The following is a 23,000-nucleotide window of genomic DNA, read 5'->3' as shown; positions in this document are numbered from 1 at the left end:
ACCTGAACCTGTTCTCTCGGAGGATGGGCAGCGACTGCGGGCGCGTTCTCCTGCCGGCCGTTGCGCGCCCCAGTTTACCAATACGCAACATCCGTCCAGCCTGAACGGAAGATTATGACACCTTTCGGGCAGGCTTCCCGTTGGCTGGATCCGGTATCCGCCGGCCGGGGCCCGCGCCTACACTCGATCCATGGACTCCACCCCGAACAGCACCGCCGCCCGGCTGCGGGAATACCTGAACGATGCGCGCCAGGCGGTGATCTTCAAAAGCGGGCAGCTCACCGAGGAACTGGCCCGCCGGCCCATGACCGCCACCGGCACCCACATCCTGGGGGTCGTGCACCACCTGGCCATCACCGAGTACGGCTATTTCGGGTTGTGCCTCAACCGACCGGTAGACGACCCCTACGCGCGGAAGATGTTGGAGCTCGATGACCCGCAGGCGGATTTCATCCCTCCGGCAGATTTCTCCGCACAGCAGGTCATCGACCTCTACCAGCGGGCCATCGAGTTCGCCGACGCAGGGTTCGACAAGCTCGAGCTCGCTTCCCCGGCCGAAGTCCCCTGGTGGGTCCGCCACCGGCAGACCACCCTTGAGCGCCTGATGGTGCACATGATCGCCGAGACCTCGCGCCATGCAGGCCATCTGGACATCGTGCGCGAACTGCTGGACGGGCAGGTCGGGCTGCGCCCCGAAGCCCCGAACCTGCCGGACTACACGGCCCGGCAATGGCAGGAGCAGCGGGACCGGCTGCAGCAGGCCGCCGACTCGAAGCGCGGCAGCGGCTAGGGCGTTGCCCGGCGGTCATATTACGGAACGGAACTTCACTGCTTAATCGCGCGAAGGTAGCATCGACAGTGTTGCTTCACGAGACGCGGCGCCAAGCTCCGACTGGCCGCGCACCAACCCCAGGTTCATGGGTGGTTCGGATGAAGAAGCGGTCCGGGCATCAACCGATGCACGGGCAAGAGCTCAGCGAGAGTTGTCCCTGCCATGGCATTTTCCGTCCTCCCCATTATCGATCTGCAAACCGGCCAGGTGCAGTTCACGGTGCAGGGCCGCTGGCACACCCGCTATATCGCCGATCCCGCGCATCTTGAACGGCTGGTCTCCCGCTCCTCCCGGCGCCCGGTGTTCGATCCCCGAGCTGGGGAGCTGGTGGTGTTCGTGGCGGCCGCCGGACAGCCGGACGGGCGCAGGTGCGCTTTTAGGCTTGCCAAATTCCCCGGCACCATCGCACTGGCTAGAGTGAGAGGCTGAACAGAACCCCGGGTTTCGTTGAGAAATCCCAAGCCGTAGGAGAGTCATCCTCGTGATGCCGCAACACCCCGCGACGCAGCCCACCCCCGCCCAGATCCGCCGCTGGCGCAAGTACGTTGCGGACGAGGTCGCCGAAGGCGCGATCTACCGCGCGCTGGCCCGAAGGAAGACCGGACAGGAAAAGCAGATCCTGCTGGGCCTGGCCGCGGCCGAGGAACGCCACGAGGAATACTGGCGCACCAAGCTCGGCGAGCATGCCCGCCCGGTACGGCCCTCGCTGCGCCGCAGCTTCCTGCGTTTCCTGGCGCTGAGCTTCGGCTCGGTGTTTGTGCTGGCGCTGGCCCAGCGGGCCGAAAGCAGCACCCCCTATGCGACCGATGCCGATGCCTCCCCGCAGATGGCCGCCGACGAGCAGGTCCATGAGGAAGTCGTCCGCGCCTTGGCCACCGCCGGCCGCGCGCGGCTGTCGGGCAACTTCCGCGCCGCAGTCTTCGGCGCCAACGACGGCCTGGTTTCCAACCTGGCCCTGGTTATGGGCATCGGTGCGACCGGCGTTTCCTCCGGGCTGGTGCTGTTCTCCGGCATTGCCGGCCTGCTGGCCGGTGCGCTGTCCATGGCCGCGGGCGAATACGTCTCGGTGCGCTCCCAGCGCGAGCTGCTCACCGCCTCGCGCCCCACCCAGGTGACGTTGACCGCCGCTCCGGACCTGGATCTGGACGCCAACGAACTGGTGCTCATCTACAAGGCCCGCGGCATGACCGACGAGGACGCCGAGCACCGCGCCGCCGAACGCATGGGCCTGTTCACCTGCGACTGCAACCCGTCCTTCTCGCTGAACCCGGAAGCCCGGGCCGAAGAACTGGAGAACGAGCACGAGGAACTGGGCTCGGCCACCGGCGCCGCGGCGACTTCCTTCTGCCTGTTCGCCTCCGGCGCGGTCATTCCGATCCTGCCGTACATCTTCGGCATGTCGGGCCTGGCCGCGATCATCACCTCGGTGCTGCTGGTCGGCGCCGCGCTGATGATCACCGGCGGCATCGTCGGGCTGTTGTCCGGGGCTTCGCCGATGAAGCGCGGCCTGCGCCAGCTGGCCATCGGCTGGGGCGCCGCCGCCGTCACCTACTGCCTGGGCCTGCTGTTCGGCACCAACGTCGCCTGAGCCCCGCTGGCCCCGTCAGCCAGTCCCCCGGCCGTCGCCTGATCCATCAGGAGGCGGCCGCTTCCGTTCTCAAAACCTGGTGCGCCGGCGCAGCGACTGCATGCCGCCGATGAATTCCACTGCCTCGTCCACCGAATCGACCAGCGCGATCTTGTCCTCCATGGTCTGCTCGGCGGCCAGCGCCTTGAGCAGCTGCCAGGCCGGCAAGGTGCGGGTCCAGTGCTCGCGGCCGACCAGCACCAGCGGCACCACCCTGGCCCCGGTGGCGTAGTAGTTCTCGCAGGCGTCCTGGAAGATCTCCTGCACCGTGCCGGCGGATCCAGGCAGCACCACGATCCCGCCGTTGGACTGCTCCAGCAGCAGCGCTTCGCGGGTCGAATTGGCGAAGAACTTGGCGATGTGCGTGGCGAACAAGTTCGGCGGCTCGTGCCCGAAGAACCAGGTCGGCACCCCCAGCGACGTGCGTTCCGAGGGGAAGCGGGCCTTCACGGCGAGCGCGGTGCGCGCCCAGCCGGTGCGCCGGCGGATCGCATCCGGCTCGGCGGCCAGCATCTGCAGGGCCGTGGAGACCTCCGCCGGCCCGTAGTCGGCCAGCCACGCCCCGGCGTTCGCCGCTTCCATGGCTCCCGGTCCCCCGCCGGTGGCCACCGCGTATCCGGCGCGGGTCAGCTGCGCCCCCAGGTCCAGCGCCTGCGCATACCGTTCGGTGTCGCGGCTCAGTGCATGCCCGCCCATGACCCCGATGATCGGGGTGTCCTTGAAGGCGCCGTCGTAGACCTCGGCGATCAATGCCTGCCCCACATGGTGGTCGTGCAGCGTTGCGGCCATCGCCTGGTCGTCGGTGAGCGACCGGCGCGGGCCGTGCTGCTGCGAATAGGTGTAGATCAACGCGTCGGGCACGTGGTCATAGGTCTGGCTTCGGATTCCCTCGTACAGCTCCTCGGGGGTGTACAGGCCTCGGCCGCTGGTGCGGAAGGGCAGCTGCTCGCCCGAGTCCATGCACAGGCCGCCGGTGCGCTGCACCAGGCCGCGGCCGGCCTCGCTGAACTGGCAGTCGATGAACAGCGCCTCGGCCAGGTCCAGCGCCGCGAGCACCGTATCGCGTTCGCGCAGATCCACCCGGTGCACACGCCAGCTGCGGCCGCGGGAGCGCTGGAAGCCCAGCGCTTCGGCCGCCAACCTGTCAAATTCTGCCAGTGAAGTGATGTTCACGGCTCGCGCCGGAAGATACGGCCAGACTTGGGACATGGCTCCACGCTACGTGACAGTTAGGGATTATTCACAGTAGGGGGCTCTCAACTTTCACGACGGGCCAGAACGTGAAACGATAAGCGGATGACTAATGCTGTTCCACCGACCATCGACGCACGGCATCTGCTGGCGTTCCTGGGCAACGTTCCCTTCTTCCACGGCAAGAAACTCGCCGACGAAGCCAATGCCGTGGTCGATGTTGAATTCGAGGAGTCATCGGGGCAGATCGAAGGCACCGTGTTCGCCGGCGGCGAGGACTTTTCTCCCATGATCCAGCTGCGCCGCGGCGCCTCCGGATGGGAAATCGACTCGGGCGAATGCAGCTGCGACACCCGGGGCATCTGCCCGCACATCGCCGCCCTGGTGCTGACCTCCAACAAGCTCTCCGGGCTGGCCAAGGCGGCAACCAAGCTGGAAGAGAAGGTTGTCACCACCTGGTCCAAGCAGGCCGACACCTGGTATGCCGAACGCGAGCCGCTCCCCAGCGACGGTCTGGTCGGCTCCCCCCACGACCCGGTGGTGCCGATGGCGCTGCAGTTCCTGCTCTTCGACGCGAAGAACACCACCCAGCAGCAGCAATGGCTGCCGGTCAGCAAGCTCCCGCATGCCACCCACCGCAACCGCCGCTTCCGCCTGGGCGTGCGCCCCATGGTGCGCAATTCCGAAGGACGCTGGGTCCGCGGCCAGCTGCGCTGGACCACCATCGGCTTCAAGACCTTCGGCTGGAACCTGCTGCGCGCGCAGCACCACTGGTTCTGCCGGTTCGCGGCGATGTCCCGCAGCAACACCCAAACGAATTTCAAGACCGACGAAGACTGGCTGTTCCTGGACGAGTACTCCTCGAACCTGCTCTGGCCGTTGCTGGACGAAGCCCACGAGCTGGGCATCGAGCTGATCGGCACCCGCAACGACCTGTCGGTCCTGGTCGCCGGGCAGTCATGGACCGAACTGGTCGCAGGGCTCGACGAGCGGGAGAACCTGCAGGTGCACGGCGTGCTGCACACCGCGGGCCAGGACCTGGCGCTGGAGGACTACAGCCCTGCCGGAACCATCGGCAACCACGGATTCTACATCCAGCTCGACGACCCGGAGCAGATCCTGATCGCCCCGAGCCTGGACCGCCTCTCCGACAAGCAGCTGAACTGGTACGACTCGCACCAGCGCCTCCAGGTGCCGGCGGAGGACCACCAGTTGTTCTTCGATACGGAGTACCCGCGCATGGCCCGGACCTTTGGCGTGCGCAGCACCTCCGAGGCCCTGGTCTTCCCCGAGCTGAAGCCGCCGTTCGTCCGCGCCAAGGTCGACTACAAGGTGGAGCAGACCGCGGAGGGTTCCAAGGAATCGGCGACCCTGGACTTCTCCATCAGCTACCCGGGGGTGGACGACGAGCACAAGCCCCACGACGCCCATGCCGAGGGCTTCCTGCGTGCAGCGGTCAACGAGGTCTTCGAACGGGTCATGGGCGCCGGCAATCCGGACTTGTCCCCCAAGTTCTACTCGGGCGAGCAGATGATCACCTTCGTTTCCGAGCTGGTCCCCGCCCTGGAGGCGCTGAACACGCTCAAGCTGGAGGAAACCGGGCCGCGTCCGGTGTACCGCCAGCTGCGCGAGCTGCCCAAGCTCAAGATCAACGCCGTGGACCACGAACGCAACGACTGGCTGGACTTGGGCCTGCTGATCTCCGTCGGCTCCCACGAGGTGCCGTTCGCTGACATCGTGAAGGCCATGACCAACGGCGCCATGAAACTGAAGCTGCCGGACAATTCCTGGTTCTCCCTGGACCAGCCGATCTTCGCCAAGCTCAAGGAGCTGGTGGACGAGGCCCAGTCGCTGAACGACAAGCCGAAGGACGCCGACCTGAAGCTCTCGGTATTCCAGATCTCGCTGTTCGAGGAACTGGACGAGCTGGCCGAGGGCATCGACGGGGCGGATCTGTTCATCGGCCGCATGCGCTCGCTGCTCCGGGTCGCCGAAGGCGGTCAGGCCGCCGTACCGGACACCCTGCAGGCCACCTTGCGCCCCTACCAGGTCGACGGCTTCCGCTGGCTGGCCCGCCTCTACCAGGGCGGCTTCGGCGGCATCCTGGCCGATGACATGGGCCTGGGCAAGACCCTGCAGACCATCGCCCTGGTGCTGCACGCCCACAAGCTGTGGGAAGACCCCGAGGCCTGCGCCGATTTGCCGCCGGCCCAGCGGGTGCGCGCACCATTCCTGGTCGTCGCCCCGAGCTCCGTGGTCTCCAACTGGGAAATGGAGGTCCGCCGCTTCGCGCCGAGCCTGCGGGTCATCAGCATCGATTCCACGCTGGGCGACGCCCGGCAGCTGCGTGAGCTGGCCGAGGGGCACGACGTGGTGCTCACGACCTATACGCTGCTGCGCCTGAACGACGAGATCTACGAATCCCAGCGCTTCGCCGGGCTGATCCTTGACGAGGCCCAGTTCGTGAAGAACCGTTCAACCAAGGCCCACCGCACCGCGGTGAACCTGCAGACCAACTTCAAGCTGGCGGTGACCGGCACCCCGATGGAGAACAACCTCTCCGAGCTCGGTGCGCTGCTGTCGCTGACCTCCCCGTCGCTGTTCGTGAACATCAGCCGATTCAACCGCCAGTTCGCCCGCCCCATCGAGGTGCTGGGCGACAAGGAGACGCTGGCCCTGCTGCAGCGCCGCGTGAAGCCGTTCATGCTGCGCCGCACCAAGGAATCCGTGGTGCTGGACCTGCCGGCCAAGCAGGAGCAGCAGGTGCTGGTACGTCTGTCCGACGAGCACCAGCACGTCTACGACACGCACCTGAACCGCGAACGCCAGAAGATCCTGCACCTGGTCGAGGACCTGGACAAGAACCGCTTCACCATCTTCCAGTCGCTCACGCACCTGCGCATGCTCGCGCTGGAGCCTTCGCTGGTCGATCCGGAACTGGCGGGGATACCCGGCTCCAAGCTCGAAGCGCTCTTCGACCAACTCGACGATGTGCTCAACGAAGGGCACCGAGCGCTGGTGTTCAGCCAGTTCACCTCGTATTTGAAGGTGCTGGCCGAGAAGCTGACCGCGCGCGGAATCAAGTTCGTCTACCTTGACGGCAGCACCCGCAACCGCGCGGAGGTCATCCAGCAGTTCAAGGAGGGCGAGGCCCCGCTATTCCTGATTTCGCTGAAGGCCGGCGGATTCGGGCTGAACCTGACCGAGGCGGACTACTGCTTCCTGCTTGACCCGTGGTGGAACCCCGCGGTGGAGGCCCAGGCGATCGACCGCACCCACCGCATCGGCCAGACGCGCCAGGTGATGGTCTACCGCATGATCTCCAAGGGAACCATCGAAGAGAAGGTCGTGGCCCTGCAGGATTCCAAGCGGAAGCTGATCAACACCGTCATGGACGAGGCCGACGGCTTCTCCAAGGCGCTGACCGCGCAGGACATCCGGGGACTGCTCGAGTAACAGGTTGATTAACTCTTCGTGGTTTAGCAGGCGCTTACCAGCAAGACACGATATATTCAATATGCCACCTCATGTGCGTTACGCCACACCGGACGCACGAGTCGGGCACCCCCGTGGAGGTCTTCTCCAGGGGGCAGCGCAAGATGAAGGCGGTCATAACCGTGTCCCTGATCAAATCGGAGACTCTGAGTACACCGAAAGATGACTGGATGAACGCTTCGGTGACGACGGAAGCAGATCGTGTGGTGATTGAAACCGAGCAGGAGCGCCTGCTCTTGGAGAACGACCGGCTTCTGGAAAAAATCCGGAAAGTCCTCGCTTCTCCGCTGGATGAGATCTTCTATAACCCGAAGCACCGGATGCTGTTGATTCCGGGAGCCTTCGCGGTCATTGGATCCTCGTTCCTGAGGGTGGACACCGAGGCCGCAACCGGCCTGCGGGGCTAGGCGCCCCGAGCACTGCAATACCCCGGGCCAGCATCCCAGAGCCGGCTTGGGGCTGTTTCCCAAATCTTCTGATTCGTAGCCACAACGCCGTGGAGACGAAAAATGGCCGCCCGAGCCACGGTAATCCCGTGGCACAGGCGGCCATTGCGCTCTCACCCGGTCACACCGGGTTTGAAACCTCGCTTAGAGGGCTGCGAAAACTTCGCGCAGCAGCACGGCGGTCTCCGAAGGAGTCTTGCCCACCTTCACGCCGGCAGCTTCCAGTGCTTCCTTCTTGGCCTGGGCGGTGCCAGCCGAGCCGGAAACGATGGCGCCCGCGTGGCCCATGGTCTTGCCCTCAGGGGCAGTGAAGCCTGCCACGTAGCCCACAACAGGCTTGGTGACGTTCGCCTTGATGTACTCGGCTGCGCGCTCCTCGGCGTCGCCGCCGATCTCGCCGATCATGACGATGGCCTTGGTCTCCGGATCCGCCTCGAACGCAGCCAGGGCGTCGATGTGGGTGGTGCCGATGACCGGGTCGCCGCCGATGCCGATGGCGGTGGAGAAGCCCAGGTCGCGCAGTTCGAACATCATCTGGTAGGTCAGGGTGCCGGACTTGGAGACCAAGCCGATCGGGCCCTTGCCGGTGATGTTGTTCGGGGTGATGCCGACCAGCGCCTCGCCAGGGGTGATGATGCCCGGGCAGTTAGGGCCGATGATGCGGGTGATCTGGTTGCCGTCAGCATCGACCTTCGACTGGGCCAGGGCCCAGAATTCGGCGGAGTCCTGGACCGGCACGCCTTCGGTGATGACCACAACGAGGCCGACCTCGGCTTCGATGGCCTCGACGACGGCGTCCTTGGTGAACTTCGGCGGAACGAAGACGATCGAGACGTCTGCGCCGGTCTCGGCCTTGGCCTCGGCCACGGTGCCGTACACCTTGATTTCCTGCTCGCCGTGGGTCACGGTGGTGCCGGCCTTGCGGGCGTTCACGCCGCCCACGATGTTCGTGCCAGCCTTCAGCATCAGGGCGGTGTGCTTGGTGCCTTCGCCGCCGGTGATGCCCTGGACGATGACCTTGGAGTCCTTGTTCAGGTAAATGCTCATTGTTCGCTAATCCCTCTTACTTCGCTGCGTTGGCGAGCTCGGCGGCCTTGTCGGCGCCCTCGTCCATGGTTGCTGCCAGGGTCACCAGTGGGTGGTTGGCTTCGGCCAGGATGGCGCGGCCTTCTTCAACGTTGTTGCCGTCCAGGCGGACGACCAGCGGCTTGTTCGCTGCGTCACCCAGGGTGTTCAGCGCGCCGACGATGCCGTTTGCCACGGCGTCGCATGCGGTGATGCCGCCGAAGACGTTGACGAACACGGACTTGACCTGCGGGTCGTTCAGGATGACGTCCAGGCCCGAAGCCATGACCTCAGCCGAGGCGCCGCCGCCGATGTCCAGGAAGTTCGCCGGCTTCACGCCGCCGTGGTTCTCGCCAGCGTAGGCGACAACGTCCAGGGTCGACATGACCAGGCCTGCACCGTTGCCGATGATGCCCACTTCGCCGTCCAGCTTGACGTAGTTCAGGCCCGCGGCCTTGGCCTTGGCCTCCAGCGGATCGGCTGCGCCCTTGTCCTCGAGCTCTTCGTGAGCCGGGTGGCGGACCTCGGAAGCGTTGTCGTCCAGGGAGACCTTGCCGTCCAGTGCGACGATGTCGCCTGCGCCGGTCTTCACCAGCGGGTTGACCTCAACGAGGGTTGCATCCTCTTCCTTGAAGACGACCCACAGCTTCTGCAGGGTCTCTTCGACCTTGCCACGCAGCTCCTCGGCGAAACCGGCGGCTGCGACGATCTCGGCGGCCTTTTCGGCGTCGATGCCGACCAGCGGATCAACGGCAACGCGAGCCAGCGCCTCCGGGCGCTCCTCGGCCAGCTGCTCGATCTCCATGCCGCCCTCTACGGAGCACATGGCCAAGTAGTTGCGGTTTGCACGGTCCAGCAGCACGGAGAAGTAGAATTCCTCGGCGATGTCCGCACCCTGTGCGATCATGACCTTGTTCACGGTGTGGCCCTTGATGTCCATACCGAGAATGTTCGATGCGTGCTCGAAAGCCTCGTCTGCGGTCTTGGCAACCTTAACGCCGCCAGCCTTGCCGCGGCCGCCGACCTTGACCTGAGCCTTAACGACTACGACGCCGCCGATTTTCTCAGCTGCGGCTTTGGCTTCTTCAGGGGTGTAAGCGACGATACCGGCAAGCACGGGAACGCCGTGTGCCTCGAATAGATCGCGCGCCTGGTACTCATACAGGTCCACGGGTTTGTGTCCTTCGTTCGAAGTTCATGCTGACTCGCGGCACAGTCACGGACCTGCGTCCGTGCCGTACCCAAAGAGAGCGCACCGCAACCAAATAAGCGCCGAAATGGCGCCATAGGCCGTGCGCATTTCTCAGACTATCCTTAGTTGCCCGATCTGCCCACTTTTACAAGTTGTAGAGCTTCCGCAGGATTCAACGATTGGTTATCACTGTGACCAAGCCAACAGGCATATTGGATTGACTATTCGACGATTTCGAGGGGAGCGTAACGAAGCAGGAGCCGTTTCTCGGAGTCCGGAAATTGGACTTTCGCCACGGTTTTATCCCCGGCGCCCTCCAACGCGATGACAGTACCCAAGCCAAAACTCGAATGCTTGACCGACTGCCCGACCTCCGGGATGACGATTTCCTTGTTCTGGACCACTCGCTGCTTTGCAACTGGCGCGGCGTTGTGCCCGCGAGCCGGAGTGTTCGCCATCGACGAACCCGACCCCCAGTGGCTGCCTCGCTCGTAGCGGCTCGTGGCGAAGTTGACCGCTCCCGACCCGAAGGACAGCCCCGAGCCGAAGGAGGATCCCTCGCGTTTCCAGTCGATCAGCTGGGCTGGGACCTCTTCCAGGAATTGGCTGGCCGGGTTGTACTGCGCCTGCCCCCAGAGGCTGCGCTGCTCGGCGCGCGTCAGGTAGAGACGCTCGCGGGCACGGGTCAGCCCGACATATGCCAGGCGTCGCTCTTCGGCCAGTTCCTTTTCATCTGTCATGGATCGCTGATGAGGGAAGACGCCGTGCTCCATGCCGGTCAGGAACACCACGGGGAATTCCAGCCCCTTGGCCGTATGCAGGGTCATCAACGTCACCATGCCTTCGCGCGCCGCCATGGCGGCGCCCTCCTCGTCGCTCGGGGCTTCGGGGATCTGGTCCGCGTCGGCCACCAGCGCGACCCGCTCCAGGAAGCCGGCCAGACCGCCCTCGGGTTCGTCGTTCACGTAGTCGCGTACCACGGCGACCAATTCTGCGAGGTTCTCGACCCTGGACTCGTCCTGCGGGTCGCTGGAGGACCGAAGGGTCTCCAAGTACCCGGTCTGTTCCAGCACTGCCTCCAGCGCCTCGGCCGGGCCCGAGCCTTCGGCCACCGTCTGGAGGTCGTCCATGAGCGCCACGAATGCCGCAGTCATCTTGATGCCGCGGGTACCCAGCCCCGGAGCCTCGTCCGAGCGGCGCAGCGCCTCCATGAAGGAGATGCGCTCGCGTTCCGCCAACGCGGCGACCGCGCCCTCTGCACGATCCCCGATGCCGCGCTTGGGTTCATTGAGGATGCGCCGGACATTGATGTCGTCCTCCGGATTCACCAGGGCGCGCAGGTAGGCCAATGCGTCCTTGATTTCCTTGCGGTCGTAGAACCGGGTCCCACCGACCACCCGGTATTTCAGGTCGACGCGCATCAGCTGCTCTTCGAGCGCGCGCGACTGGGCATTGGTGCGATAGAAGATGGCTATGTCGCCGGGGCGCACATCTTCGTCGTCATTCAGCCGCAGGATCTCCTCGGCGATCCACCGGGCCTCGTCGGACTCCGACTCCCCCACGTAGCCCACGATCTGTTCGCCGTCGCCGCTGGCGGTCCACAGCCGCTTGTCATTGCGGTCCGGGTTGAGCTTGATAACCTCGTTGGCAGCGGTCAGGATGTTTTGCGTGGAACGGTAGTTCTGCTCCAGCTTGATCGTCGCCGCGTTCGGGTAGTCCTTCTCGAATTCGATGATGTTCCGGATATCGGCGCCGCGGAAGGCGTAGATGGACTGGTCGGAGTCGCCGACCACGGTCAGTTCTCCCGGAGGGGTCTTTCCGTCGGGGCCGGTGAGTTCGCGAACCAGCGAGTACTGGGCGTGGTTTGTATCCTGGTATTCGTCGATCAGCACATGGCGGAACCGGCGGCGGTAGTTGTCCGCCACAGCCGGGAACGCCCGGAACATGTACACGACCTGGCCGATCAGGTCGTCGAAGTCCAGCGCATTGGCTGCGCGCAACCGCTGGGTGTACCCGCGGTAGACCTCGGAAACGGCCCGGGCGAACGGATCATTCGTGTTGATGGTCGCCGAGTAGTCCTCGTCGTCAATCAGTTCGTTCTTGAGCGAAGAGATCTTGTGCGCGATGGCCTTGGGAGTGAAGCGCTTCGGATCAATGTCCAATCCCTTGGAAACAAGGGTGATCAGGCGCAGCGAGTCTGCCGAGTCGTAGATCGAGAAGTTCGACTTCAAGCCGATGGTGGCGGCCTCGCGGCGGAGGATGCGCACGCACGACGAGTGGAACGTGGAGATCCACATCTTTTTCGCTTGGTCCTCGCCAATGAGCTCGGCGGCACGTTCGCGCATTTCGGCCGCGGCCTTGTTGGTAAAGGTAATGGCCAGGATTTCGTGCGGCCGGGAGCGCCCCGTGGCCAACAGATACGCGATGCGATGGGTCAAAACGCGGGTCTTGCCCGAGCCGGCACCGGCGATGATCAGCAGCGGGCCCCCTGCGTAGCGCACGGCCTCTTCCTGCTGCGGGTTCATGCCTACAAGAAGTTCGTCCGCGGTTGGCAAAGCCTGAGGTGTGGGTTCAGGAGCGAAGTCATCAAAAAGGAAATCCATGGTGTAGCCAGTCTACGTGGCGCATTGGACAGTATCGGGATGCCGGTCGAGCGAACCGGGACACAGCCTACCGGGCATAATGGAAGGTATGGCAAAGAAGGTCAGGAAGTCCAAGGAATACCGCAAACCCTCCCAGTTCGTCGAGCAGCAGGGTGAGGCTCTGGACCGGAAGCTGAACAAACATAACGTTCAAAGCACTTCCCACGAGAACAAATCCAATCCCATGCTGCTGATCTCTGCCGGATTGGTCATCAGTCTTTTTCTGTTTATCTATCTCCACGGGATGGCGTTGAGCCAGATGTCTGACCTCAGCAACGGATTGTCTATGCCGGACCAGCGGGTCTTCGGCTACACGGTGGAGGATATTGAAGCGCTGCGCAGCGTCATGGACGAGGATGCCCGAGGACAGCTGAACTATGTTCACAAAACTGCAGGCATACTATTCCCCCTGTTCACCGCCGCGATGAGCATGCTGTTATTCATCCGTTGGATTCCGCGTCGCCAGACCCGACTGCTGGCTTGGTGCGCCCCGCTGGGCTTCGCCGTGGCCGATATAGTGGAGAATTTCGCCATCGATGCCTTGTTCTCCGCCGATGAGGTGACTGCCGGAGCCGTCATGCTCGCGTCGATCCTCACCACTATTCGGTGGGCGCTGCTGTTCATAACCGCCGGGCTGATCCTGGGGCTTGGCTTGTCCAGGGCCAACCGTTCACTGAGACGTAAAATGGCCGAGATCCGCGACCAGAGCTCCTGACGCGGCCGTGTGATTCCCCCGGCAAGTTCCTAGTAGGATAGTCTTGATGGTGTTTTCACGCCCAGCCTCTGTAGCTCAGTAGGATAGAGCGACCCTCTCCTAAAGGGTAGGCCGTCGGTTCGATTCCGGCCAGGGGCACCGAGATATCAAGGGCGCTTCCACACGAGGTTCATGTGCGGAAGCGCCCTTACTCGTCTGCTGCGCCAGATCCCTCGCTTCTGGCTCGGCATCGCGCCCGAACACGCAAAAGGGTGCGTCCCATATGGAACGCACCCAATGATAGCGTGGGGCCGAATAACGGCTAACGCAACAGCAAGGCGGTGGCCTTGGGTGACAGCGATGCGTCCATGACGACGCAGGCGCCGCCGACGGCTCCAACGTTGGCACCCAGCGTGGAAGTGCGGGTGTCGATGTCGTGCACCGTACGCAAGCCGAAACGGCGCTTGACCGCTGCATCGACGTCTTCACCGACGAGCTCGCTGACCTTGTCCCATTGCGGCCCCCCGAAGACGACCTCGCGCACATCCAGCGCGTTGGCCAACTGGCCGGCGACTTCGGCTGCCATGACCATGCTCTCAGTGACCAGTTCCTTGGCTACTGCATTGCCTTCGAGCGCCAGCTCGGTGAGGCGGTTCATGCCTTCTGCGCGCTGCTCGGGGCCGAGGACTTCGTAAGCTGGCAGATCCAGACCGCGTTCCTTGGCCTTCGCAGCGATGAACTCGTAGGAGGTCCCTGAAGCGAGGCAGTCATCGGCGCCGCACTCTTCGCAGAGCACGGACTTGTGCCCGGTGGAGTAATGCCCGATTTCGCCGGCGTTGTTGCTCGAACCGTGGTGGACATCGCCATCGATGACGATGCCGGCACCGAAGCCGTGACCGCAGTAGACGAAAACGAAGTCGTCGGTCTTTTCTTCCTTCGACTGCCACAGTTCCCCAACTGCGGAGGCAATCGTGTCTTTCTCGATGATGACCTGCAGGCGCAGAAGCTTGCGCAGCGGATTAACGAGTTCAACGTCGGCCCAGCCGTCGAGCAGCGGTGGATTGATGACCACGCCTTCTTCGACGTTGACCGGCCCAGGCACAGCAATGCCAACTCCGACGATATGCTTCTTCGGAACACGGATCTCGGCGATGAGCTCCTTGACAGTAGTCGCCATCTGTTGCACTGTCTCAGAAGCCACTTCGAGGTTAGGAACCTCAATTCTGCGCTCGCGCAGGACTTCGCCGCGCAGGTTCATGGCCACGAAGGTGAGCACGCTGGGATCCAGGTGGATACCAATCGAAACCAAGCGGTTTCCTTCCAGCTCGAGCACGGTGCGTGGCTTGCCCGGGCCGGAAACGATGGTGCGGTCTTCGCGCACGATGCCGTCGTCAAGCAGACGACGCACGACATTTGAAATGGTCTGCGGTGACAGACCCGTCGAACTTGCCAGTTCAACGCGGCTGATTCCATCCGGTGCCCTACGGATGGATTCAAGAATTACGGCTTGGTTGAAGTCTCCCAAGCGCCCTAGGTTGGTACCCCGTCGCATTAATGCTCCATAGATCTATAAATTTGATGGATCGATCTTTCCATTCCTCGGCCTTCACCTGTCACCACCAACTCGGTCAAAAAATTGCGAGTAATAAGACCACGGCGAACAACAACTAAAAACGTTGGAGATCCACTTAAGCACGTTACCACCTGCGACGGCTTCGCACACGCGATATTGTGAATTCATGCAGAAAAAATTGACGATATCAGCTGCTTGTTTAATCAACAACCAAGGAGAAATCTTGCTGGTCCGCAAACGCGGAACCAGCAAGTTCATGCAACCCGGCGGCAAACCCGAGAAAGGCGAGTCGCCTTTACAAACTGTCATTAGAGAAATTAAGGAAGAGCTCGGTGTCGACTTCGCGCCGGATGCACTAGAGTACCGCGGCGAGTGGCACGGTCCCGCCGCCAATGAGGCCTCCACCTCGATCCACGCACATCTTTTCTCGGGACACCTCAGTGGCAAGCTCGAACCATTGGCCGAGCTTGAAGAACTCCTTTGGATCGACCCGAAGAAGGCGCTGCTGCGCGGCGATCTCGCGCCGCTGTTGCGCGAGCACGTGCTGCCATCCGCGATTGCCCGCGCCGGAGCCTAGATGAGTAATTCCAAGGGATCCCACCACGGCGTGACGCACCCCTGAACAAAGCAGGGGGGTCCATGATCGGCGTACTTAACCCACATTCACGACCCGGAGGTCATGGTGGACACCGATCTGGACTCCCTTGCTACTGCATTCTATGTCGTCATCGACGACATTTTGAAGAGTCACCCAGAACATCTTCCCTACCGTCCACGAATCGGAATCAGCCCGAAAATCAGCGACGCCGAACTGATCACCCTGGCCCTGATGCAAGGCCTGCAAGGCTTCGTCTCCGAAGCCAGATGGCTGCGTTACGCCACCGAACAACACCGCAACCTTTTCCCCTACCTGCCTGGCCAATCAGGCTATAACAAGCGCCTGCGCAAGCTGGGGCAGTGCATGAAATGGCTCATCGGCGTGCTGGCCCAGCGCACTGACGTGGGCTGCGACGATGTGTGGCTGGTGGACTCCACCCCGGTCGAATGCGCCCGCTCCAGGGAAACGGTCAAGCGTTCGGGGCTGGCCGGGTGGGCCGAGTACGGGTACTGCGCTTCGCATTCACGGTACTTCTGGGGGCTGCGGTTGCATCTGGTGTGCACGGTGCACGGGCTGCCGGTCGGGTTCGCGCTGACCGGGGCCAAAGCCGATGAACGACAGACCCTGCTGGATATCCTTTCCGATGACGAGGTGATGAATCGGGTGCAGGCCGACGGGCACCGGCAGGTGCTGATCGGGGATAAGAACTATTTCGGCCGGGAGTTCGAGCGGATCCTGGATGAGTCGGGGATCGAACTGCTACACCCGGCGCGCGTCGGCGAGGCACCCCGGGCTGGTGCACGGTTTTTCAAGCCGTTGCGCCAGATCATCGAGTCGGTCAACCAGACGTTGAAAGCGCAGCTTGACTTGGAGCGGCATGGTGGCCGGGTTCCCAGCGGGGTGGCTGCGCGGGTGGTTCAGCGCCTCTTGGCGTTGACCGCAGCGATCTGGCACAACGAATCGTTAGGGCTGGCGGTGCGTCGTTCGCTGGTTGCGTATGATCACTGACCCCTTGGAATTACTCATCTAGTCGAGGACTCTTGACTCCGAGGGCAAGGGATCAGCCGGCTTGGAGGTAGGCATCCCACGAGTCATCGATGTGGTTGAGCCCCGAGACCAGATGCCCTCCGTAGCGTGGGCGATGCGGGGTGACACGAAGCTGCCAGCCGAGCTGGGCAAGCATCTTGTCGGCCTTGCGGCTATTGCAGGCCAGACAGGCCGCCACCAGGTTCTCCCACGTATTCTGGCCGCCCCTGCTGCGGGGAATGACGTGGTCGATGGTGTTGGCTGACTTGCCGCAGTAGGCGCAGGTAAAGCCGTCCCTACGGAGAACGCCCCTACGGGTGACATGATTCATGTCCCTGTAGGGGCGTCGTACATAGCGCTTCAAGACGATGACCGTTGGCCGCGGTAACTCGCCATGAGCACTGCGCACGGGCGACGAGTCATCCTGCAGGACGATGGTGGCTTTCTCCGCCATAACCAGTAAAAGGGCTCGGCGGAAAGTCACCACGGCCAGGGGCTCGTAGCCGGCATTCAAAACCAGTGTTCGCATCTTGCAGTACTTCCTTCTTGAACCGATAGCCGCCATCTGGCATTGGTGGGGCTCGCGTTCCCTGTGGAAAGGCTCTATCGCAAGCCTAAGGGATCAACCCGCTGCTACGTGAGGGTTCAAGACAGATATTCTGCGGAGTTCATCTATGAAGGCCAAGATGTTCATCCTGCTTAAAGCAATAGGCCGCCGAACGTATTTCACGTTCGACGGCCTATGGAAAGCTTTAGGCTTAGCGAGCCAGGGTGTAGTAACCGTACAGTGGGTTACGGCTCACCGAGTGGATCATAGTGTCCACGGTTGGGTTCTGTGCACCGATCATCTGACCGCCGCCCAGGTAGATGCCAACGTGGCCGCCACCGTTCTGGAACACCAGGTCGCCCGGCTTAGGGTTGCTGGTGCGCTTGAACTGGCCGGAACCCAGAATTGCCGAGGTGCCGCGGGCGATGTTGATGCCGTGCTGTGCGTAAACGTACTTCACGAAGCCGGAGCAATCCCAGCCCGAAGGGCCGTTGCCGCCCCATACGTATGGAACACCGACGTACTTAGCAGCGGTAGCCGCAATGCCGGAGAGGTTCGACGTGTTGACCGAAGAGGTGCTCTTGGCCTTCTTCTTGGTGCTGGTCGACTGGGTGGAGCTCGACTGGCTGTTGACGTTCTGGCGGGTCACCGGAGCGAAGTCATCCGAGGAGCTGCTGGAAGACGACTGATTCGCACGGGTGGTTGGAGCCGAGGCGTTCGAGCGGGTCGTTGGAGCCGACGCGTTCGAGCGGGTCGTTGGAGCCGACGCGTTCGAAGAAGTCGCGGAAACTTCATTGGCTACTGCGATGACGACCGGTTCCGGCTTCTCATCAGCAGTGAAGCTGGCTCGCTCGATATCCACCGAAGACTTCTTGTCAGCGGCAACGCTGACAGCCTTGACTGCCACGCGCTCTGGGTTGATCGTATCAACCGGAGCTGCGGAAACGTCGCGTGGGGCAGTGGCCTGGCCAGGTACACCCAGGGTGATGATCAGACCGGAAGCTGCAGCTACGACAGCTGCCTGACGACCTACAGAGCCGGCATTTGATGCAACAGCCTGCGAGATCGCTTCCAGAGAATTGGTACGTGGCACATCGGCGCGGCGACGTCCGTGAGTTTGACGCTTGGTCACTTGTTAAAGCCTCTCCTTGATACCTACGAGGTAAGCTGTCGGGTTCGAAGTGGAGTTACCTCGGTGGATTCGAAGTTTCCTTCTCTTCCACTTCACCCCTAGGGTTGTTAGTTCAAACTAACTACCCGATATTGGTTCCCCCGCCACTGCCGTACGAGTTGTTTATAAGTGCACATTGCGTGTTGGCAGTGCTCGGTTCTCACGCAATGTTGCTCAGAGGATCCCCCCTGGCACGCCTATAAGCCTATAGGATGATTTTCCAAATGTCACGTTTAGGTCACGGAATGGTGACGGAGATCGTTACAACCAGCCGGCAGGGTCTTTGAACTGTCCGTCGATGATGACGTCGAAGTGCACATGGCAGCCAGTGGAGTTGCCGGTGGTGCCGCTCAGCGCGATCAAGTCGCCGCGCTTGACCTTGTCTCCGACGTTGACCAGAACCTTCGTGTTGTGGCTGTAGCCGGTCTCCAGACCGTCACCGTGGTCCACCATGACCCGGTTGCCCGAGTGGCCGGCCCATCCTGCGACTGTTACGGTGCCGGATGCGGAGGCATAAACCTCAGTGCCGCAGGCCACACCGTAATCTGTACCACCATGGATCATGGTGCCAGCGCCGGTCGGGTTGTTGCGGTGTCCGAAAGGCGAGGTGATGCGGTTCGACTTCACTGGACGGTCAAGCAGACCGGAAGTCGACTTGATGGCGGTCACCTTGCCGCCGGAAGCCGCCATGACCTCAGACAGCTTCTCTTCACCCGCCACATTGGGGTTCAGCTCTGAAGTCAAAGCTGCACGCTCGACGTCCAGGCCGGCCGACCCCGGTGCGGTTACGTCCACTACTGCGGAGGTTGCGGTGCGCTCGGAGGCAACTGCCATGTTCACGTCATCGCTGGACGAGCCCGAGAACTGCGGAGCAACAGCGGCAAGGGCCAGGCCTGAGACGGCGGCAACTGCGGCAACCTTGTGGCTAAATCCAAGTCGCGATGGCTTTTTGGAACCCGTATCCAGCTTCGAGATGAATTCAACGTTGCTCGAGATCTCTGCGGATTCCGGCTCGACAGCGATCGCACCAGGCAGTGCAATGACATTGCTGCCCGCTTCTTCCAGCACCAGCATCTGGCGGGTAGGGGCGATGCCGTAGCGTGAGCGTTCTTCGAAACGGCGGCCTACATAGTTGGCGTGCACGGGCGCTGCGGGCGCGATGGCTGCAACTGATTCGCTCGCACGAGATGCGCGGCGTCCGCCAGCGCGCTCGGTAGCGGCAGCAGTAATTTCGCCAATCACGTCCAGCTCAACAACGGCGGCGCGACGGCCGGTCGTCTTGGTTTCTACCAAAACATTCCTCTCATGTAGCGCCTACGAAGTTAGCTGTCGGATTCGGTTCCTGAGAATGAACCGGCCTGCTTTTGGCAGGACTTCACCCCTAGACGTAAACGTCGGAAAGTGGGTCCCCCGCTATTGCCCTTTGAACTGACTTCCCACCTGCGCGCAGGGCAATACTAGGCGTTCGCGCAATACATGGGCCGGTGCGGGATAAACCCCACGCACCGTGCATTAACGTTACCCGTCAAACGGGAAAGTTACAATTTCGTTATCTTCTGTCGGCCTTGACGAATACATGGCTGCTGACCTCTACGGGAAGCTCCAAAGCGCCTTCCACACCCTGCACTCGCACGACGATGTAGTCTTCGGCACGTTCAAGGGTGACAATCGCCCCAGGGCGGATCCCGCCTTCGTTCAGCTGCCCCAGCAGAATCGGATCGGTCTGGATCGGTTCTGCGAGGCGCTCGATAGCCAGCGGGCCTTCTACGCCTTCCAAAAGAGCCTGGTCAAGGTTCTGAACCTCGGATGAGATTTCACTCACCTTCGGCCCACCGAGGACTTCCAGCCCCGGGATTGGATTGCCGTACGGCGAAACCGTCGGCTTGCCCAGAAGGTCGTAGAGGCGGCGCTCGACGCGCTCGCTCATGACATGCTCCCAGCGGCAGGCTTCTTCGTGGACGTACTCCCAGTCCAGCCCGATCATGTCTGCCAGCAGTCGTTCAGCAAGGCGGTGCTTCCGCATGACACTCGTAGCCAGCTCATGGCCTTTCTGGGTCAAGGCAAGATGGCGGTCGGTCGACACTACTACGAGGCCGTCGCGTTCCATCCGGGCTACGGTCTGCGACACAGTTGGACCGGAATGGCCCAGACGCTCTGCGATTCGGGCGCGCAAGGCCACGATTTCCTCTTCTTGAAGTTCAAGAATGGTACGCAGGTACATCTCGGTTGTATCGATAAGGTCAGACACGTCAGCCGCTCCTGGAAGTCACAACAATAAGTTCATAAAAATAATGAGACGTCACTACACACTCTACTGGGTGCGCTGGACATAATCGTTACGGAGCCGGACGCTCAGGATGTCGTAACCCTCTGTCCGGTTTTTCTCTGAAACGCTCATTCTTTGCGAAGATAGTACTGAAACGCCTGAATCCACCCACCTTATTCCGCACTGCGGAGCGCTGGGTCTTCAGCCCTTCAATCTATAGCTATATCGAGGAGCACGATGAGCACGGACATCACTATTCCACAGAATCTCTTGCCAGCCGACGGCCGCTTCGGAGCCGGTCCGTCCAAGGTTCGCGCAGAGCAAGTCCAGGCGATTGTTGAGGCAGCGGATTCCCTCCTCGGCACCTCGCACCGTCAGGCTCCGGTGAAGAACCTCGTTGCATCGGTCCAAAACGGACTGAAAGAAATGTTCAACGCACCAGCAGGATACGAAGTATTGCTGGGCGTCGGCGGCGCCACCGCCTTCTGGGATGCGGCCGCTTTCTCGCTGGTTCGCAACAAGGCACAGCACCTGTCGTTCGGTGAATTCGGCTCCAAGTTCGCCAAGGCGACCGACAAGGCGCCGTTCCTGGCTGCCTCGACCATCATCACCAGCGAACCGGGCAGCGTTCCAGTTCCATCGGCCGAAGCCGATGTCGATGTCTACGCCTGGCCTCACAACGAGACTTCCACCGGCGCTGCAGCCCCGATCAAGCGCGTAGCGGGCGCCAACGATGATGCGCTGATGGTCATCGACGCCACCAGCGGTGCTGGCGGACTGGCCGTGGACCTGGCTGAAACCGACGTCTACTACTTCGCCCCGCAGAAGAACTTCGCAGCCGACGGCGGCCTGTGGATCGCGTTCGTCTCCCCGGCGGCCATCGCGCGCATCGAGGAAATCGCCGCAACCGACCGCTGGATCCCGGATTTCCTGAATCTGAAGACCGCCCTGGACAACTCGCTGAAGAACCAGACCTACAACACCCCCGCGCTGACCACGCTGGTGATGCTGGATTCCCAGATTAAGTGGATCAATTCCAATGGTGGACTCGCTTGGGCCGCCAAGCGCACCGCAGAGTCCGCGGCAAAGGTCCAGGCTTGGGCCGAAGCCTCCGACATCGCTTCGATGTACGTAGCAAATCCAGAACACCGCTCCAACGTCATCTCCACCGTCGATTTCGACGACAAGATCGATGCCACCGCCATCGCCAAGGCGCTGCGCGCCAACGGCGTGGTCGATGTGGAGCCTTACCGCAAGCTCGGCCGCAACCAGCTGCGCATCGCGACCTTCGTCGCGATTGATCCCAGCGATGTGCAGGCTCTGCTGAACTGCATCGATTACGTCATCGAGCAGCTGTAGCCCGCGCGAAGCACGAAACCACATAAGTAGGGGGCTCGGACCATTTTGGTCCGAGCCCCCTACTCATGTGGTTGCTTGAGTGCTAGCCGTCCTTGCGTGCACGGTTGCGCTGCGCTGCTCGGCGTCGAGCAGCAGTGCGCTGGGCAGTGCGTCGGCGGCGAACTTGGCGTCGTGCCGGCGACTTTAGTGCCTGCGCCGCATCCTCGTCCTCGCTGTCCGATTCCTCGTCAGCACCGAGATCGTCCTGTGCAGAAGTGGAGTCGTCTTCGCCTTCGAGTTTTTCCTGCGGCTGCCCCGAGCTCTGGTCATCTCCCGCTGCGGACGCTGGCTCCCCCTCGGAAGGCTGCTCGCCCTCAGCGGTTCCCTGCTCAGCCTGCGCTGCTTCAATCTCTTCCTTGGCCAAGCGATCGGCCCACGGAACCCATGCGGGAGCCAGCAGCGAATCCTCGCCGGCGATGATCCCGACCTCGCACACAGTCAGATCCTTGGCCTTGGCCCGTGGCACCCGAGCGAGCGTCGCGAACCATGTCCAGCCCTGGTATCCCTTTTTGTGGGAGATAAATCTATGGGTGACAAGTCGCTCACCCTCGGCCGTGACGCCGAGGTGTTCGCCAATTTCGGATTCCCCGGCGATTTCGACCAGGGATAGCCGCGCGGTATCGACCGCTTCAGCGAGGATGGTGTCCAGCTTGGGTTTACGGGCCATTATTTATGCGTCCAGATCGTCGGCTACTGCGCGGAGCACGGTAGCTACCTTTTTGCCGTATGCATGTTCAGGATAGCGCCCATTGCGCAAGGTATTCGAAACGCTGTCCAGCAATTTGATCAGGTCCTCGATGACGACGGCCTCAGCTTCGGGTTTCTTGCGCTTGGCGCGCGCCACCGACGGGGCGGCTTCCAGCACCCGAAGGCTCAGGGCCTGCGGGCCTCGACGGCCTTCCGCGACACCGAATTCAAGCCGGGTTCCCGGGCGCAGCTCATGCATGCCGTCCGGCAGAGCCGCTGCGTTGACGTAGATCTCTTTGCCGTCTTCTGCGGTAATGAAGCCGAAGCCCTTGGACTTCTCGTACCACTTAACCTTGCCGGTAGGCATGTTGTAATACCTCGTTCGTTTCTCGTGCGTAGCTACATGGCCGAGGCCTGCTCAGCGCCATGCGTTTCCATGTGTTCGCTTCCGCGGAGCTTTCGCAGGGCAATGATATTTCTTTTCCCGGGTGCTCAACGTACGGAGACGAATCAAGTCGTTTAACTTTGATTATGTCATTCATCCCGACAC

General features: G+C 62.3%; 20 protein-coding genes, 1 tRNA gene and 3 riboswitches. Of the genes, 10 read left to right on the top strand and 11 right to left on the bottom strand.

The features are described from left to right. The first annotated feature begins 190 nt into the window (after positions 1 to 190). The 3 genes from JQN66_RS03170 (at position 191) to JQN66_RS03160 (ending at position 2,420) form a co-directional block, all read left to right on the top strand. Positions 191 to 790, top strand: coding sequence for a DinB family protein (locus tag JQN66_RS03170; RefSeq protein WP_204676599.1), 600 nt, complete (start codon positions 191 to 193; stop codon positions 788 to 790). A 74-nt stretch (positions 791 to 864) separates the two neighbouring features. After that, positions 865 to 978, top strand: a riboswitch (SAM riboswitch). Between the two features lie 16 nt (positions 979 to 994). Further along, positions 995 to 1,261 (top strand): hypothetical protein, encoded by a 267-nt coding sequence (locus tag JQN66_RS03165; RefSeq protein ID WP_204676598.1) that lies wholly within the window; start codon positions 995 to 997, stop codon positions 1,259 to 1,261. Positions 1,262 to 1,316: 55 nt separating this feature from the next. Then, positions 1,317 to 2,420, top strand: coding sequence for a VIT1/CCC1 transporter family protein (locus JQN66_RS03160; RefSeq protein ID WP_204677464.1), 1,104 nt, complete (start codon positions 1,317 to 1,319; stop codon positions 2,418 to 2,420). 69 nt (positions 2,421 to 2,489) lie between these two features. Here the strand turns inward: JQN66_RS03160 and JQN66_RS03155 are convergent, their stop codons facing one another. Next, entirely contained in the window at positions 2,490 to 3,632 is a 1,143-nt protein-coding gene (locus tag JQN66_RS03155; protein WP_239464121.1) for an LOG family protein, read from the bottom strand. Positions 3,633 to 3,755: 123 nt separating this feature from the next. Here JQN66_RS03155 and JQN66_RS03150 point away from each other — a divergent pair, with 123 nt between their 5' ends. Both JQN66_RS03150 and JQN66_RS03145 read left to right on the top strand, forming a co-directional pair. Beyond that, positions 3,756 to 7,106 (top strand): DEAD/DEAH box helicase, encoded by a 3,351-nt coding sequence (locus JQN66_RS03150; protein WP_204676596.1) that lies wholly within the window; start codon positions 3,756 to 3,758, stop codon positions 7,104 to 7,106. A gap of 113 nt (positions 7,107 to 7,219) precedes the next feature. Further along, the gene (locus JQN66_RS03145) at positions 7,220 to 7,552 is read left to right on the top strand and encodes a hypothetical protein (RefSeq protein ID WP_188949069.1); all 333 of its coding nucleotides are present in this window, start codon (positions 7,220 to 7,222) and stop codon (positions 7,550 to 7,552) included. 183 nt (positions 7,553 to 7,735) lie between these two features. Here the strand turns inward: JQN66_RS03145 and sucD are convergent, their stop codons facing one another. The 3 genes from sucD to pcrA all read right to left on the bottom strand — a co-directional run bounded on the left by sucD (position 7,736) and on the right by pcrA (position 12,451). After that, positions 7,736 to 8,638 (bottom strand): succinate--CoA ligase subunit alpha, encoded by a 903-nt coding sequence (gene sucD, locus JQN66_RS03140; protein ID WP_188949070.1) that lies wholly within the window; start codon positions 8,636 to 8,638, stop codon positions 7,736 to 7,738. 16 nt (positions 8,639 to 8,654) lie between these two features. Further along, positions 8,655 to 9,827: an ADP-forming succinate--CoA ligase subunit beta gene (sucC, locus tag JQN66_RS03135; protein ID WP_188949071.1), complete on the bottom strand. Its 1,173-nt coding sequence runs from the start codon at positions 9,825 to 9,827 to the stop codon at positions 8,655 to 8,657. Positions 9,828 to 10,069: 242 nt separating this feature from the next. Next, positions 10,070 to 12,451, bottom strand: coding sequence for a DNA helicase PcrA (pcrA, locus tag JQN66_RS03130; RefSeq protein ID WP_204676595.1), 2,382 nt, complete (start codon positions 12,449 to 12,451; stop codon positions 10,070 to 10,072). Between the two features lie 88 nt (positions 12,452 to 12,539). On the opposite strand from pcrA, the gene JQN66_RS03125 reads away from it, so the two are divergent. Together JQN66_RS03125 and JQN66_RS03120 are read left to right on the top strand one after the other, a co-directional pair. After that, positions 12,540 to 13,205, top strand: a complete 666-nt coding sequence (locus tag JQN66_RS03125) for a hypothetical protein (protein ID WP_204676594.1) — start codon at positions 12,540 to 12,542, stop codon at positions 13,203 to 13,205. A 64-nt stretch (positions 13,206 to 13,269) separates the two neighbouring features. Then, positions 13,270 to 13,343: transfer RNA gene (locus tag JQN66_RS03120), tRNA-Arg, on the top strand. A gap of 163 nt (positions 13,344 to 13,506) precedes the next feature. Here the strand turns inward: JQN66_RS03120 and JQN66_RS03115 are convergent. After that, the gene (locus tag JQN66_RS03115; RefSeq protein ID WP_204676593.1) at positions 13,507 to 14,736 is read right to left on the bottom strand and encodes an ROK family transcriptional regulator; all 1,230 of its coding nucleotides are present in this window, start codon (positions 14,734 to 14,736) and stop codon (positions 13,507 to 13,509) included. A gap of 187 nt (positions 14,737 to 14,923) precedes the next feature. On the opposite strand from JQN66_RS03115, the gene JQN66_RS03110 reads away from it, so the two are divergent. Together JQN66_RS03110 and JQN66_RS03105 are read left to right on the top strand one after the other, a co-directional pair. Next, positions 14,924 to 15,334, top strand: a complete 411-nt coding sequence (locus JQN66_RS03110) for an NUDIX hydrolase (RefSeq protein WP_204676592.1) — start codon at positions 14,924 to 14,926, stop codon at positions 15,332 to 15,334. 105 nt (positions 15,335 to 15,439) lie between these two features. Then, positions 15,440 to 16,363, top strand: coding sequence for an IS982 family transposase (locus tag JQN66_RS03105; protein ID WP_420870952.1), 924 nt, complete (start codon positions 15,440 to 15,442; stop codon positions 16,361 to 16,363). A 52-nt stretch (positions 16,364 to 16,415) separates the two neighbouring features. Here JQN66_RS03105 and JQN66_RS03100 read toward each other — a convergent pair whose 3' ends face one another. From JQN66_RS03100 to JQN66_RS03085, 4 genes are all read right to left on the bottom strand, one after another. After that, complete coding sequence (locus JQN66_RS03100; protein WP_204676590.1) at positions 16,416 to 16,910, bottom strand: HNH endonuclease; 495 nt, start codon at positions 16,908 to 16,910, stop codon at positions 16,416 to 16,418. 229 nt (positions 16,911 to 17,139) lie between these two features. Continuing rightward, a complete protein-coding gene (locus JQN66_RS03095; RefSeq protein ID WP_204676589.1) occupies positions 17,140 to 18,060 on the bottom strand; it encodes a C40 family peptidase in 921 nt (306 codons plus the stop codon). 5 nt (positions 18,061 to 18,065) lie between these two features. Further along, positions 18,066 to 18,230, bottom strand: a riboswitch (cyclic di-AMP (ydaO/yuaA leader). 130 nt (positions 18,231 to 18,360) lie between these two features. Continuing rightward, positions 18,361 to 19,392, bottom strand: a complete 1,032-nt coding sequence (locus JQN66_RS18430) for a M23 family metallopeptidase (RefSeq protein WP_229777403.1) — start codon at positions 19,390 to 19,392, stop codon at positions 18,361 to 18,363. Between the two features lie 2 nt (positions 19,393 to 19,394). Beyond that, positions 19,395 to 19,565, bottom strand: a riboswitch (cyclic di-AMP (ydaO/yuaA leader). Positions 19,566 to 19,648: 83 nt separating this feature from the next. Next, positions 19,649 to 20,347, bottom strand: coding sequence for an iron-dependent transcriptional repressor DtxR (locus JQN66_RS03085; protein WP_204676588.1), 699 nt, complete (start codon positions 20,345 to 20,347; stop codon positions 19,649 to 19,651). Between the two features lie 255 nt (positions 20,348 to 20,602). Between JQN66_RS03085 and serC the strand changes: the two genes are divergently transcribed. After that, positions 20,603 to 21,724, top strand: coding sequence for a phosphoserine transaminase (gene serC / locus JQN66_RS03080; RefSeq protein ID WP_188949079.1), 1,122 nt, complete (start codon positions 20,603 to 20,605; stop codon positions 21,722 to 21,724). Positions 21,725 to 21,806: 82 nt separating this feature from the next. Here the strand turns inward: serC and JQN66_RS03075 are convergent, their stop codons facing one another. Together JQN66_RS03075 and JQN66_RS03070 are read right to left on the bottom strand one after the other, a co-directional pair. Beyond that, entirely contained in the window at positions 21,807 to 22,430 is a 624-nt protein-coding gene (locus tag JQN66_RS03075) for a DUF3027 domain-containing protein (protein WP_204676587.1), read from the bottom strand. A gap of 3 nt (positions 22,431 to 22,433) precedes the next feature. Next, complete coding sequence (locus tag JQN66_RS03070; protein WP_047118284.1) at positions 22,434 to 22,817, bottom strand: cold-shock protein; 384 nt, start codon at positions 22,815 to 22,817, stop codon at positions 22,434 to 22,436. Positions 22,818 to 23,000: the final 183 nt, after the last annotated feature.

This window comes from Glutamicibacter protophormiae (assembly GCF_016894325.1).
GTDB classification, from domain to species: domain Bacteria; phylum Actinomycetota; class Actinomycetes; order Actinomycetales; family Micrococcaceae; genus Glutamicibacter; species Glutamicibacter protophormiae.
The sequence above is the reverse complement of the archived record's forward strand: the minus strand, read 5'-3'. Positions and strand labels throughout refer to the sequence as shown.

What these genes read in the sequence shown, in the direction of transcription:
- JQN66_RS03170 (WP_204676599.1), top strand. Translation starts at nt 191, where the DNA reads ATGGACTCCACCCCGAACAGCACCGCCGCCCGGCTGCGGGAATACCTG.
- JQN66_RS03165 (WP_204676598.1), top strand. Translation starts at nt 995, where the DNA reads ATGGCATTTTCCGTCCTCCCCATTATCGATCTGCAAACCGGCCAGGTG.
- JQN66_RS03160 (WP_204677464.1), top strand. Translation starts at nt 1,317, where the DNA reads ATGCCGCAACACCCCGCGACGCAGCCCACCCCCGCCCAGATCCGCCGC.
- JQN66_RS03150 (WP_204676596.1), top strand. Translation starts at nt 3,756, where the DNA reads ATGACTAATGCTGTTCCACCGACCATCGACGCACGGCATCTGCTGGCG.
- sucD (WP_188949070.1), bottom strand. Translation starts at nt 8,638, where the DNA reads ATGAGCATTTACCTGAACAAGGACTCCAAGGTCATCGTCCAGGGCATC.
- pcrA (WP_204676595.1), bottom strand. Translation starts at nt 12,451, where the DNA reads ATGGATTTCCTTTTTGATGACTTCGCTCCTGAACCCACACCTCAGGCT.
- JQN66_RS03125 (WP_204676594.1), top strand. Translation starts at nt 12,540, where the DNA reads ATGGCAAAGAAGGTCAGGAAGTCCAAGGAATACCGCAAACCCTCCCAG.
- JQN66_RS03115 (WP_204676593.1), bottom strand. Translation starts at nt 14,736, where the DNA reads ATGCGACGGGGTACCAACCTAGGGCGCTTGGGAGACTTCAACCAAGCC.
- JQN66_RS03110 (WP_204676592.1), top strand. Translation starts at nt 14,924, where the DNA reads ATGCAGAAAAAATTGACGATATCAGCTGCTTGTTTAATCAACAACCAA.
- JQN66_RS03100 (WP_204676590.1), bottom strand. Translation starts at nt 16,910, where the DNA reads ATGCGAACACTGGTTTTGAATGCCGGCTACGAGCCCCTGGCCGTGGTG.
- serC (WP_188949079.1), top strand. Translation starts at nt 20,603, where the DNA reads ATGAGCACGGACATCACTATTCCACAGAATCTCTTGCCAGCCGACGGC.
- JQN66_RS03075 (WP_204676587.1), bottom strand. Translation starts at nt 22,430, where the DNA reads ATGGCCCGTAAACCCAAGCTGGACACCATCCTCGCTGAAGCGGTCGAT.
- JQN66_RS03070 (WP_047118284.1), bottom strand. Translation starts at nt 22,817, where the DNA reads ATGCCTACCGGCAAGGTTAAGTGGTACGAGAAGTCCAAGGGCTTCGGC.